Raw genomic sequence first — 12,654 nt, 5'->3', positions numbered from 1 at the left:
TCATTAAAAAAAGATAAAATATGCAATTATGCATATTTCACCTAAGAATTATTGTATTATAATTATTTTATGTACCGAAGATACCGAGGTGGATATACATGAAATTCAAAGTAAAACAAAATCCTTTTCATATGCTCATGCTTTTAATACCTATTTTCTTTTTTATTGCAATGTTTTTCATACAAGAAGACAATAATGTTTATTTAAGTTGTATGATATTGTTAAACATAATTAATTTGTTATTAGTTGCTAGATCCACTTATACCATCACCGATAAATCCATTATTATTAAATACTATTTTACAAACACCGAAATTCCTTTTAAAGATATTCAACACATGAAATACTACGGCAAATCATTAAACTCCAAAAAATGGACAAGACGGCGATTAGAAATTGCATATGGTTTATTTGATATACTAACAGTTTGTGTACCACAAGAAGAAGAAAAATTTATTAGTTTATTAAAAGAAAAATGTCCTACTATCAGAATCATAAACAAACCCGCTAATGAATAGTTTTAGCGGGTTTATTTATATAAATACAAGTTGACTTTTTAACATCTAAGTCGCTGCTATGCAGAACAAAACATGGCCGCTACTTGCTGTCTATCTTTGTTTTAAACTTTGTACGTGGCAGGAAAAGGAACTGACCGTCTCTATGCATGGCCAGTTGCTCTCGCCCACCGAAAAAGAAAAGGGTTTTTATGTTAGTTTTTCAATTTGCATCTATATATAACAAAATTGGCGCTCCTCGCATAAATTTCCTTCTACAATATCCTAATTTCCGTAAGTTATGATTCGCTAAATAAAATAGAGACACTTCTTTCTATGAAGAAGTATCTCTATTTCTATCTTTATTTTACTTTAACGGAATATGTGCCATTTCTCTGATCATATGTACCCACATATAAATAATACTTCCCTGGTTTTGCAGTAAACTTTCCTTTAATTACATCTCCACCAGGCTGTCCATTTGTAACGGATGTTCTCAAATCCGATTCATGATAAAGCGCCCACGTCATGTTGAGTTTACATTCATTAATAACAAAAATCTCCATTTCTTTTGGTGATGACACATTAAACGTATAAATATCCGTATAGTTTTCTTCCTTAAATGAACCTTTGAGAAGCGTATTAAACGGAATTACATTTGCTTGTTCAGGACGATTATTTGGTTCTATTTCAGTTGCTCCTATTCGATCTACACTAACTGTCATTTGTTCTTTGCTTTCTTTTCCTTTATCATCTGTCATTGTTAAGGTTGCTGTATACGTTCCTTCTTTTTCATATGCATGAGTAGGATTTTCTTCTGTGCTTGTTTTCCCATCTCCAAAGTCCCAAAGGTACGAAATAACTTTTCGACCTTCAGCTTTTGAACTATCGCTCTTAAACTGAATTGCGCTATTTTCTTCTCCGTAATATATTTCTTTTTCTCGCTCTATATGAACTGTCATTTGTTCTTTACTTTCTTTTCCTTTATCATCTGTCATTGTTAAGGTTGCCGTATACGTTCCTTCTTTTTCATATGCATGAGTAGGATTTTCTTCTGTGCTTGTTTCCCCATCTCCAAAGTCCCAAAGGTACGAAATGATTTTTCGGTCTTCAGCTTTTGAACTATCACTCTTAAACTCAATTGCTTTATTTTCTTCCCCGGAATAGGCATCTTTTCTCCTTATAATCGTTCCTTGACTTTCGCCTTCATCTGTTGCAATGCCGTGGAAAACAATATCATATTGGAACTGATTTTCGTTATTTACACGATAATTTACAAAGTACGCTGTTACTGTTTTATAACCGCTCCATCCTTTTTGTGACAGCGTATCTAATGCTTCGTTCACTTGTTTACTCATCGTTTTCCAGTCTTCAGATTCACCTTTCGCTGTATTGCCTGTATACGTACCTTCAACTGTAAATGTATTAAAGAATTGAGACTTATGCTTTGTAATCTTGGCATCTTTTACATTCGCAACATCCGCAATTTCCTGCCTCACTTCAGCTAGTGCTTTTTGTGCATGACTTACTACATAATCATCTGATACTTGCGGCACAGTAAATTTTTCTCGATTATCAATTAATTGCTGCATATATGTTTGATATTCTTTATTTAATTGTTCATCTTTACTTAACTGATCACGGTATGCATCATAACCTTGCACATCATTTGCACGAATTAAATCTTGTATTTTGTCGAATGTATCAAATTTATGATTATACATATAAGACTGCAATGCAAATGAATAGTTATAAAAATCCCACGTTCCGTATTTTGCAGATAATGTTTGTTCTGCTGTATAACGCCCTGCAGGATCAAATGATAATCCTCTAATTACACTTTTGCGCGGAACAACGTTATTCGTACGCGTCGATCCCGCAAAAAATTCCGCATTTCCTTCTTCATACCATGTCAAACGTTCATTTTGCTGTAATTCTCCTTGCCCCCATAATCCAGGCACTTCATATCTTCCTTGCAAATAGTGTGTAAATTCATGGCGAAACAATTCTTCTAAACTATAAATACTTTGCCGCGGCGTACGTTCATATGTAAAGAACGTTCCTACGTTTTCAATATAAATACCACCATTACTCGTTTCATATCCGTACAATTGCTGGTTAAATTTATATTCATCTGGCGTATTATAAATCACGATTGTTAATACATCATCCGCATTCCCTTGTTCTAATGCTTTATCATTTCCGATTACACGATGATATTGTGCTTTTACTTCTTTCGCAGCCCAATACAATCTTTGGATTTTTTCCTCTGTCACTTTATCTCCCGTTTTAAAGACAATTGCACCGTCATCAAATGTATACGTTTTAGGTAAAAATTTCTTCTTTCCCTCTTCTTTAATTTGATCTAAATTTACTGCTTTTCCGTTGGCATCTACTCCGCGGTAATTTGTAGCAACCTGCTGCGCTGCACCAAAATATTGCTCTCCTAAATATGGATACATCTGCATCGCCTTGGTAACAACGTCTAACCCTTTCTTCGGATTACTATGAAATTTCCCTAAACGTCCTGCATAGTAAATACCGTTATTAATGAGCCAACCATTTTTATCCGTCACATTACCTATAAGCGCCATTTTATTGACTTCATTTATAAAACTATCAATCTTCCCATACCACATTGTCGCATTTGGCTCTTTACCCGAAAGGACCCTATCAGTATCTATACTGGCATCAACAGCTTGCATCAAAACGTATACAGCATCTCCTTTCTTACGGTCATTTTCATATGTAGAAAGGTTATTATTATACTGTTTTAAAATTTTTGCTGCATATTGCACTGTTTCAACGTCACTAGAAGCATTCCTCATTAAATCCCCGTATGCATTTACAACCAAATCTTGCTCAGCTGTACCAAGTTTAAAGTTTGGATTCTTCGCAATTGCTTTTAATGCCGGTAAACACTTATCTTTGAAGCTTCTCTCTTTTAAATAACTTAATTCCTCATTATAAGCTCCGACATAAAAAGCGGAGCGGAGCACTTCAGTAAATGTATCAATTCCTTTTGTATCATTTTTTGTAAACGTACTTCCTCGTTTCTCTAATCCATTCATAATTACTTGCATACGCTCTTTATTTCCATAGAAAGCTTTTGTTTCTTCGTTAAACTGAAATAAACCTTTAATTTGTCCGCTGCGAATATTCGCTAGTGTATCAATTAACTCCTCATCGCTCATTTTATTCAGCTCATCCAAAGTATAGCTTTCTTGCGACTGCTTCGCTTTCACACTTTTCTTAGTGGAAGCTGGCTTCTGTGAAAAATCTCCAACTTTTAAACGTTCTTCAAATGATAATGTTTCATCAGCCTTTGAGGAACGAGCAACTGTATCTTTTGGCTTTTCTATCCCTGCTGGTTTGATTTGCAGTACATTGTAAGGTACTTTTTCTTCCGCTGATACTTCAGCTTGCAACGCCCCTAACGACAGTGCCATTGTACTAATTCCAAGCATAATTTGATTCATTTTCTTTTTCATAATTCTCCCCCATATCTGTATATCATTAACATAAAATAACATATTATTAAATATAAATAATAGGATATGTAAAATTTCATATTAATTTTTAAACAATTTGTGATTTTTTTAACAAAAGATAAAAACATTTTTGGGCTATGAATAAGCTTCATATACAAACTACACAACATACTACTATTTTAAGTGTGTATTTCAAAAGATGAGGTGATGTTTTCATGAATAATCAACCGATGTATTTTCCGCATCAAAATTATCATCAACCACAGTATTATCCGCAAAATCCTAATTATCAGTCCTTAGGGGACATGAGAGAAATCGATGATGATGTATATCGTCCCGACGACGCTGAAGATGCACCAACATCAGCACCACCAGCACAACCACCATCAGCACCTTCTACATTTTCTGCTCCTGCACAAATGGGTTCAATACGATCAGCGCTGTGTAATTGTTTAGGAAGATGGGGATTTATTGGGTTAAGAGGACAAGGACCTTTCGGGAGGGACTTTTGGTTTTATCCGACTGAAGTAAGAACACACGGAGTAGTGGGATATACATGGAAAGCAGGTCGTCGCCGCAAAGTAAGCTATCGCTATTCACAAATCAGAAACTTTATATGTGTTTCCTAACGTAAATAATAAAGTGAAACTTTAATCAGCGGGAGGCTTTATCCTCCCACTGATTATTAGTTAAACCAATCGGGCTTTTATGGGCAACTTCTTTGCCTTTGCTGAATTTCGAGGTGGGAGTATTACTGCCCACGAATAGCGGGACAAATTAACAAAATCCTAAAATTAGGATATGCATTATTGCATAAAATTCAGGTGGTTTACAGTGTTATAATATGTAATGAGTGAAATTACCTCATATATAGCAATATACCCTAGTATTCTATTTCAAAAAAGCGAAGAATCATAAAGATTCTTCGCTTTTTTTCGTTCGCCGATCATTTACAAAAATTAAAACTATAAAATTTCAACCATTAATATTATGATGAACATAACTATATAGATAAAAATTGAAAAACTAACATAAAACCCTTTTCTTTTTCGGTGGGCGAGAGCAACTGGCTATACATAGAATCGGTCAGGGCCTTTTTCTGCTACATGCGCAGCGAAAACCAAAAGAGCAAACAAGTGCAGGTTCCTTTTTTTTCATAGTAGCAATCTATATGTAAAACAAATAAATTAAAAAATTAACATAAAAACCTTCCTTTTTTATGTGGTCGAGAGCATCTGGCCATGCATAGTTAGCGGTCAGGGCCTTTTCTTTCTACAAAATAACGAATTACACCTCAAAAAATTAATGTTGAAAGAAGTTGAAATATATGAAAAAAATGTGTTTAAAAAATGGAAAAGAAGTAACGATCAGAGAAGCTACACAAGAAGACGCTCAGTCTATGATTAATTTTTATAATATAGTTGGCGGAGAAACTGATTTTCTTTCGTTCGGAAAAAATGAGTTCAGTATGTCTTTACCTGATTATGAAAACTTCATAAAATCGACTAAAGCCGAGCATAATTCAATTATATTACTAGCAACAATGGATGATAAGATCATCAGTATTGCCTCTATTACCTCCAGTCAAAAGGCGCGAACGAAACATGTCGGAACGCTCGGAATCGTAATTACTGAAAAGTACTGCGGATTTGGCATAGGTAAAAAATTAATGGAAGAACTTATTGAATGGGCAAGTGGAAACAACACAACGAAGAAAATACATCTTGTAACTCGCGAAGACAATAATAAAGCAATAGAACTTTATAAGAAGGTTGGCTTTAAAGAAGAAGGTTTATTAGAACAAGATACGTATATAAATGGTGTGTATTATAATACTCTTATTATGGGATTGTCGATTTAAATATTCTATATATAAATTAAAAAAACAATATAAAACCTCTTTTCTTTAGGGGGAACGAAAGCATCTGGCCATGCATAGGAGTCAGGGCCTTTTCCTGCCACGGGCAAGGCTTAAAACAAAGTGAGAAAGCGAGTGCAGACCACTTTTTTTCTCCATAGCAACGACTTATGTGTCGAAAAATTAAAATGCATTTATATATTTTGGATATATAAATGTATTTTTTTTACGAAAGCAAAAGCACTCGAATATGAGTGCTTTTGCTAATTAAATCTTATGTGGTTGTTTTTTAGATAATTTTAATTTGTAAATACAGAGCAATCATTTTTTAGACCAATAACTTCATATTCTCTCTCATCAACGTGATAATGCTCTCATAATACGAAAGCTCATGCGGCACAAAATGACTTTTATCTATCGTTTTATGAATAGAAACTTTTTCTCCGACTTCATTCATTTCGAATCCTTCTACTGTAATTTCATTTCTTTCTCCTAACCAAAGTTCAGCAAAACTATTGAAGGCAATTTTGACAATCCCTGACACTTCTTCTGCTTGCAGTGTATAATCGTCCATTGTGCCTTTCATTTCATATAAAAAAACGTGAGCTAATTCTTTATCAATAAAATCTTCCATTGTAACGCAATAATTGATAGTGTCTAATGATATAAGTTCATCAAATGAGACTTCAATCCCCACTTCTTCTTGTACTTCGCGTATTCCATCGTACACGGTTTCATGAGCTAATATATGTCCCGCTGCTGTAATGTCTAACAAATTCGGATAATCCTTTTTTGTATGACTACGAATTTGCAGATGAATATAATCTACTCCATCTTCCCTACTTATAAACCAGCAATGAAACGTTTCATGCCAATGCCCTATTTTATGTACTTCTTCACGCGTTGCAACTCCAACTGGATTTCTCTGTTGATCAAATATTTTTAGTAATTCGCTTTCCATTATGTATGCTCCTTATTTTCATCATTCTTCTATATAAAAACTTTATACCCTAATATCAAAATCAACCTTTACTTATTTTACCAGAAAAATAATAATTCTCAGTATTTTTTTACAAAAAAAGAAAAAGAGTCTCAGCTCTTTTTCTTCTACAATTCGTTATACTCTTCCTTTGTATTCACATTTACAAATACATCTGTTTCTTTCACTGTCACATACTGAACGTTACACTGCGATAATAACCCCTGTATACTTCTTTTTTCTTCTTTTAATAATCGTGCTATTTTCTCTTTTACCTTATAATGATATAGCGCTAAAAGCGGCTGTTTTCGTCCTTCCACAATCGGAACAATTGCTTCATATGTTTCATCCACTCGTTCTATTAATTCGAGTGCCCACTCTTTCGAAATATTTGGTGTGTCACACGGTGCAACTATGTACCAATCTGCACTTACAAATTCCATACCTGTTACGAAACCAGCAAGCGGACCGTTTCCTTTATATAATTCGATATCTTCTATAACAGGGACATTCAGCATGTGCGAAAGCTCGTTTGTAATATTTGGATGGCTAATGACGACAATGTTTACTGCAACTTCTTTTAATGCTTCTATACTATGTTCAATGAATGTTTTTCCTTGCCAAATCGCTAATGCTTTCGGCTCTCCAAAACGACTTGATCTTCCACCGGCTAATACAATTCCTGCTATTTTCATTGGCGATGCAGCTCAAATGTAATATGGCCAAGCTCTGGTAAAATCAATTTATTCATCGCTAGACGAACCGCCCCTGTTGACCCCGGCATTGAAAAGACAACTTTTCTACCAATGGTCCCGCCAATCGCTCTGCTTAACATCGCCGCGCTGCCGATATCTTCTAAATAACTAATCGTTCGAAATAACTCACCAAAGCCTACGATTTCCTTATCTAATAATGGAGAAACAGCTTCAATTGTCACGTCACGCTTTGTAATACCTGTCCCTCCATTGGTTAATACAACATCAACATCCTCTTGATGATATCCAGATAAGACCGCTTGCTGAATGCTTTCTTTATCATCTTTCACAATTTCATACGCTGTTACTTGATGATTTGCTTCTATTAATAATTCTTTTAGTAACTGTCCACTTTTATCCGTTTCTTCTGTTCGCGTATCTGAAATTGTGATGATTTTACAACGGACTTGTACAGGTGCTTGTTTTTTATGTTCTGTGACGCTCATTCTTTCTTCCTCCCCGTTAATAAGCTTCTCTAAATTTTATCATATATCATATAGCAGCAAAAAAATGTGAGACCTGTCACATCTCTTTAGCGAAAAAACATTCCTTTTCTAAAATTCACCTTATAATGGAAATATAGATTTTCAAAGGGGGAGAATTTCATATGGATACAATGAAAAAATTAACGACGGTATTTATTTTACTTTTCGTCGCTTCCATTAGCGCTGGCATGGCACTAAAAGACGCCGTACCGTACGCAGCAATAGGCGGCTGGGGATTTGGCACACTCTTTTTACTCTGTTCAGCCTTTTGTGCTGGAAGAATTCGTTATCGTAAAGGGGAATAACTATGTTTGATAAAAAATCAACTACGTGTACAACATGTGGGAAGGAAATGCAGTACATGAACGTTCTTGGGTGTACATGCAATATCCGCCAAGTGGGGTGACAAATATTCAAAAATATATTGAACTTGGCGGCGAAGTGTATTGCACTTCTTGTGTTGGGAAACTAGAGGAACAGAAATAAAAAAGCTTTGCGTGTGCGCAGAGCTTTTTTTATTTCGATTTTTTAAATTGGATTTATATATATATCCAATTTATCTTTTTACATATAGATTGCTACTATGAAAAAAGGAACCTGCACTTGTTTGCCCTTTTGGGTTTTCGCTGCGCATGTGGCAGAAATAGGCCCTGACCGCTTCTATGCATGGCCAGTTGCTCTCGCCCACCGAAAAAGAAAAGGGTTTTTATGTTGGTGTTTCAATTTACATCTATATAGTAGTGTATGTAATTAGTCTAGTAAATTATCCGTATCATTTATAACAAAGCTTCCTCCTCTGCTTTTTTTACAGCTTCACTTCTCCCAGAAACTTCAAGCTTCATATATATAGAAGAAACATAGTTCCTTATAGTCCCTTCAGATAAAAACAATTTTTTTGCAATTTCTTTATATCGAAGTCCTTCTTTAAGAGCACCTAAGACCTCCATTTCACGCCGCGTCAATTCATAAGGATACTTTTTTGGTACTGAGCTATATGCGTTAAACAAACGATTCGCAACACTGTGAGACAACATAGTCCCTCCTGAATTTACTAATCTAATTGCCGCTACTAATTCTTTTGGCGTGGCAGATTTAAGTACATATCCTTCAGCCCCTGCTTTAAGCGCTTCAGAAACACTAGAGGCTTCTTCAAAAGTCGTCACCATAATAACTTTCGTACTTGGCCATTTCCTCTTAATTTCTTCTGTCGTTATAATTCCATTCATTTCAGGCATTTGTACGTCCATAAGAACAATATCTGGTTGATTTACTTCGCATTTTTCTAAAGCTTGTTTTCCGCTATTTGCAACCGCAACATTAAAGTCAGTATATTTGGTCAATAAAAGTTTTAAACTATCTAAAACCATAGATTGATCATCTACTATTAGTATATTTATTTCATCTTGAGTAGAAGTTTTCTCTATATTTAAGCTTGGAATTACACAAGTTACAATAGTTCCAGTATTCTTTTGAGAGTCTATGTACAAGCTTCCTTGATATTCATTTAAACGATTTCTCATTCCAGCTAAGCCAAATCCCTCTTGAATATTTTCTATTCCTTTACCATTATCTTGCACTTGAAGCATGACATGACTTTTATGATATTGCAGAAGAACTTGTATCGACTCCGCTTCGCCATGTCTAGTTGCATTTGTCATCGCTTCTTGTAAACAACGACAAAAAGCCATTTTAACTTTTTTCGCTATCGTATACTGCTCTCCAATTGTTCGAAAAACAACATCAACGTGTGTGTTGCTTTTAAATTCTTCTATAATATTAAGTAAAGATACATCTAAATTTAATTCCTCTTCTAATGGATCCATTTCATGAATTTGTCTTCGAATACTCTCTAATCCAGATCGTGACATATCTAATATATCTTGTAATTTTTTTTGCCCTTCTTGCGTAGTTAAGTGAGGCTTTAAAGTTTCCATACTTAATATAACTGACGTAAATTTATAACCAACAGTATCATGTAATTCCCTCGCCATTCTACATCTTTCCTCAAGCAGGGTCATCCTTTCAACTTGTGAAGAATATTGTTCTAAAATTGCATTCTTCTCTTTAATTAATTCGAGTTTTTGTTTAATTGAATCCATAGAAAAAACAATTCTCTGTAACACATGTCCAACACTATAAATGAAAAGAACGTCAAATAGATTTAGAAGCAAGTGATTTAATTTATAATCAATTTTCAAGAAAACTCCGAATATATAAACGATAATTGTTAAAGGTAATGTATAGAAATTAGCTTTTCCACGACAAAAAAATGCCAATGTTAAAATTGCAGGAGAAAAAAACTGTGCTAAATGATACGTATATGCAAGATAAAGTGAAAGCCCTCCCACTAATATGATCTCAGCCAATAAATATAGTTCATAGCGAATTTTATATAATATGACAGGTATGACATACAGTATTAATGTCATACAAAAAACACTTTCAAAGGGGAATGTAGGATTATCTTGATACGTTAAAACTGCAACTGCAGCGATCCAAAAGATACGAATGAATACGATTAGCCAATGCTGCCAAAGTAATTTATTTTGTACTGAAATCAACTGTATAAGCACCTCCTACTAAAAAACCTTCACCTTATGTATATATTTCCCATCATTATATTTTTATCATAGCAAGGTTATTACATTTTGTCACTGTGCTTTATTACATTCATTTTGATACGTTGATAACTAAGAACACGACTCATCATATTGATTTAAAAATTAAAATGAATAAGGAGATGAAAAAAATGAGTATCTTGAAAGTAAACAATTTAACTAAAAAAATTAAAAGAAAAACACTTGTCAATCAATTATCGTTTGATGTGAATGAAGGAGAAATTCTTGGACTCCTCGGTCCAAATGGAGCTGGAAAAACTACCACAATTAGAATGATAGTTGGATTAATTTCAAAGTCTAGCGGAACAGTTGAAATTAATGGAAAAAATGTAGACAACAATTTTAAAGAAGCAATGAGGCATGTAGGAGTAATTGTTGAGAACCCTGATTTGTATAAATTTTTATCTGGCTATGATAATCTTCTTCATTTCTCTCGAATGACACCCAGTGTCCCTAACGAACGATTAAACGAGGTTGTATCGTTAGTTGGGTTGGAGAAAAGTATTCATAACAAAGTTTCGACTTATTCTTTAGGAATGAAACAACGGCTCGCTCTTGCAATTGTTTTAGTACACAAGCCCTTACTTCTACTATTAGATGAACCTACAAATGGACTTGATCCTAAAGGTATTCGTGATTTAAGACTTCACTTAAAGAAACTAGCCAAAAGTGAAAATGTAGCAATTGTTGTATCAAGTCACCAAATGGCTGAAATGGAAATGATGTGTGACCGTATAGCCATTATTGATAAGGGCTATATGGTAGGTTTACATGACATGAAAGATATTACAAAAGAAAAGATAAGTTGTGTTCAATTTGAAGTAGACCGAACAGATTTAGCTATTCCAGTACTTCAAAAGTTATTAGTAGGAGCAGAAATTGTAACAAACCAAAATATGATCAATATTACAATTAGTAAAGAACGTATACCAGAAATTAGTGATACGTTAGCAAAAAGTGGAGTAAATGTATATGGTGTCCAAACGATTAAAACCACTTTAGAAGACAAATTCATCGAAATGACAGGGGATGAACTACGTAATGCTTAATCTAATCAAGAATGAAAACATGAAAACTTTTAAACGGAAAAGAACTTGGGTAATGATAGGAGTTATGATTCTATTTATTCTAGTGCAATTTCTAAATGTGAAATTTTCTCATCAAGTTAACTATGGAGACGATTGGAAAACCTCCCTTATAGAAGAAAATGCATTACTTAAAGTTGAAAAAGAATCTAAAACATTACCTCTTGAAATACTCGAAAACGAAAAGAAATTTTTACTAAATAAGTATTACATTGACAACAATATAAAACCAGAGAACAATGCATGGTTCTTTACAATCGGACAAAGTACAAATTTTTTAGTAGCGATTTCTATTCTTACCTTAATAATAGCTGGTGAAAGTGTCGCAAGTGAATTTCAATCCGGGACGATTAAATTTTTATTAACTCGAACTGCTACTCGTACACAAATATATTTTTCTAAATATATTTCGACTTTATTATTTGGACTATTTCTAGTCGGAATCACATTTATTTTTTCAATTCTATTTAGTGGTATTCTTTTAGGATTTGATGGCATAAACAGCGACTACTTATTCGTCAAAGATCAAGTCGTCCAAAAAACAAGTGTCCTTCAAGCACTAATTGGTAGCTTACTCTTTAAAATTCCTTTCTTAATTATTGTTGCGACTTTAGCATTTATGATTTCAGCTGCATTTAAAAGTTCAACGTTCTCTATCGTATCTTCTCTTTTAATAACAATTACAGGTTTTGTTATGAGCATTTCATTAAAAGGTTTCAGTTGGACACAATATTTTATCTTCTCTAATACAGACTTATCGAATTTTATATACGAGAGTCCACCTGTAGAAGGAATGTCCTTAAGCTTTGCCCTTGTATTAATCTTCATTCATCTATTCATCATGCACTTGGTTTCGTATCCCATTTTTGTGAAAAGAGATGTTGTTTAA

The 12,654-nt window shown here is 34.0% G+C and carries 12 protein-coding genes and 2 pseudogenes; 7 read left to right on the top strand and 7 right to left on the bottom strand.

Translation table 11 applies throughout. From position 1 onward, the window contains the following. Positions 1-98 precede the first annotated feature (98 nt). Complete coding sequence (locus H280_RS0106105; RefSeq protein WP_020060234.1) at positions 99-518, top strand: PH domain-containing protein; 420 nt, start codon at positions 99-101, stop codon at positions 516-518. A 338-nt stretch (positions 519-856) separates the two neighbouring features. Here H280_RS0106105 and H280_RS26950 read toward each other — a convergent pair whose 3' ends face one another. The 3 genes and pseudogenes from H280_RS26950 to H280_RS0106100 all read right to left on the bottom strand — a co-directional run. Beyond that, on the bottom strand, positions 857-1,219 hold the full coding sequence (locus H280_RS26950) for a pre-peptidase C-terminal domain-containing protein (protein ID WP_442852816.1): 363 nt from the start codon (positions 1,217-1,219) through the stop codon (positions 857-859). A gap of 3 nt (positions 1,220-1,222) precedes the next feature. Beyond that, a pseudogene (locus H280_RS26945) lies at positions 1,223-1,402 on the bottom strand (PKD domain-containing protein); the annotation flags it as partial. Positions 1,403-1,426: 24 nt separating this feature from the next. After that, positions 1,427-3,985 (bottom strand): annotated as a pseudogene (locus H280_RS0106100) (collagenase); the annotation flags it as partial. 215 nt (positions 3,986-4,200) lie between these two features. On the opposite strand from H280_RS0106100, the gene H280_RS0106095 reads away from it, so the two are divergent. After that, positions 4,201-4,614 carry a hypothetical protein gene (locus tag H280_RS0106095; RefSeq protein WP_020060232.1) on the top strand — a complete coding sequence of 138 codons (414 nt, stop codon included), beginning with the start codon at positions 4,201-4,203 and terminating at the stop codon, positions 4,612-4,614. 698 nt (positions 4,615-5,312) lie between these two features. Beyond that, positions 5,313-5,846: a GNAT family N-acetyltransferase gene (locus H280_RS0106090; RefSeq protein WP_020060231.1), complete on the top strand. Its 534-nt coding sequence runs from the start codon at positions 5,313-5,315 to the stop codon at positions 5,844-5,846. 325 nt (positions 5,847-6,171) lie between these two features. Here the strand turns inward: H280_RS0106090 and H280_RS0106085 are convergent, their stop codons facing one another. From H280_RS0106085 to H280_RS0106075, 3 genes are all read right to left on the bottom strand, one after another. Beyond that, positions 6,172-6,804, bottom strand: coding sequence for an NUDIX hydrolase (locus H280_RS0106085; RefSeq protein ID WP_020060230.1), 633 nt, complete (start codon positions 6,802-6,804; stop codon positions 6,172-6,174). Between the two features lie 146 nt (positions 6,805-6,950). Beyond that, positions 6,951-7,517 carry a molybdenum cofactor guanylyltransferase gene (locus H280_RS0106080; RefSeq protein WP_020060229.1) on the bottom strand — a complete coding sequence of 189 codons (567 nt, stop codon included), beginning with the start codon at positions 7,515-7,517 and terminating at the stop codon, positions 6,951-6,953. Further along, positions 7,514-8,023: a MogA/MoaB family molybdenum cofactor biosynthesis protein gene (locus H280_RS0106075; protein WP_020060228.1), complete on the bottom strand. Its 510-nt coding sequence runs from the start codon at positions 8,021-8,023 to the stop codon at positions 7,514-7,516. Before H280_RS0106075 ends, H280_RS0106080 begins: the two co-directional genes overlap by 4 nt. A gap of 161 nt (positions 8,024-8,184) precedes the next feature. Between H280_RS0106075 and H280_RS0106070 the strand changes: the two genes are divergently transcribed. Together H280_RS0106070 and H280_RS26040 are read left to right on the top strand one after the other, a co-directional pair. After that, on the top strand, positions 8,185-8,367 hold the full coding sequence (locus H280_RS0106070) for a hypothetical protein (RefSeq protein ID WP_020060227.1): 183 nt from the start codon (positions 8,185-8,187) through the stop codon (positions 8,365-8,367). A 34-nt stretch (positions 8,368-8,401) separates the two neighbouring features. Beyond that, positions 8,402-8,548 (top strand): hypothetical protein, encoded by a 147-nt coding sequence (locus H280_RS26040; RefSeq protein WP_196810704.1) that lies wholly within the window; start codon positions 8,402-8,404, stop codon positions 8,546-8,548. 290 nt (positions 8,549-8,838) lie between these two features. On the opposite strand, the gene H280_RS0106060 is transcribed toward H280_RS26040, so the two are convergent. Then, the gene (locus H280_RS0106060) at positions 8,839-10,623 is read right to left on the bottom strand and encodes a helix-turn-helix transcriptional regulator (protein WP_020060226.1); all 1,785 of its coding nucleotides are present in this window, start codon (positions 10,621-10,623) and stop codon (positions 8,839-8,841) included. Between the two features lie 188 nt (positions 10,624-10,811). Between H280_RS0106060 and H280_RS0106055 the strand changes: the two genes are divergently transcribed. Further along, positions 10,812-11,729 (top strand): ABC transporter ATP-binding protein, encoded by a 918-nt coding sequence (locus H280_RS0106055; RefSeq protein WP_020060225.1) that lies wholly within the window; start codon positions 10,812-10,814, stop codon positions 11,727-11,729. After that, entirely contained in the window at positions 11,722-12,654 is a 933-nt protein-coding gene (locus H280_RS0106050; RefSeq protein ID WP_020060224.1) for an ABC transporter permease, read from the top strand. The genes H280_RS0106055 and H280_RS0106050 overlap by 8 nt, the downstream gene beginning before the upstream one ends.

This window comes from Bacillus sp. 123MFChir2, from assembly GCF_000383235.1.
Lineage (GTDB): Bacteria > Bacillota > Bacilli > Bacillales > Bacillaceae_G > Bacillus_A.
The sequence above is the reverse complement of the archived record's forward strand: the minus strand, read 5'-3'. Positions and strand labels throughout refer to the sequence as shown.

What these genes read in the sequence shown, in the direction of transcription:
- H280_RS0106095 (WP_020060232.1), top strand. Translation starts at nt 4,201, where the DNA reads ATGAATAATCAACCGATGTATTTTCCGCATCAAAATTATCATCAACCA.
- H280_RS0106070 (WP_020060227.1), top strand. Translation starts at nt 8,185, where the DNA reads ATGGATACAATGAAAAAATTAACGACGGTATTTATTTTACTTTTCGTC.
- H280_RS26950 (WP_442852816.1), bottom strand. Translation starts at nt 1,219, where the DNA reads ATGACAGTTAGTGTAGATCGAATAGGAGCAACTGAAATAGAACCAAAT.
- H280_RS0106075 (WP_020060228.1), bottom strand. Translation starts at nt 8,023, where the DNA reads ATGAGCGTCACAGAACATAAAAAACAAGCACCTGTACAAGTCCGTTGT.
- H280_RS0106085 (WP_020060230.1), bottom strand. Translation starts at nt 6,804, where the DNA reads ATGGAAAGCGAATTACTAAAAATATTTGATCAACAGAGAAATCCAGTT.
- H280_RS0106050 (WP_020060224.1), top strand. Translation starts at nt 11,722, where the DNA reads ATGCTTAATCTAATCAAGAATGAAAACATGAAAACTTTTAAACGGAAA.
- H280_RS0106090 (WP_020060231.1), top strand. Translation starts at nt 5,313, where the DNA reads ATGAAAAAAATGTGTTTAAAAAATGGAAAAGAAGTAACGATCAGAGAA.
- H280_RS0106105 (WP_020060234.1), top strand. Translation starts at nt 99, where the DNA reads ATGAAATTCAAAGTAAAACAAAATCCTTTTCATATGCTCATGCTTTTA.
- H280_RS26040 (WP_196810704.1), top strand. Translation starts at nt 8,402, where the DNA reads ATGTGGGAAGGAAATGCAGTACATGAACGTTCTTGGGTGTACATGCAA.
- H280_RS0106080 (WP_020060229.1), bottom strand. Translation starts at nt 7,517, where the DNA reads ATGAAAATAGCAGGAATTGTATTAGCCGGTGGAAGATCAAGTCGTTTT.
- H280_RS0106055 (WP_020060225.1), top strand. Translation starts at nt 10,812, where the DNA reads ATGAGTATCTTGAAAGTAAACAATTTAACTAAAAAAATTAAAAGAAAA.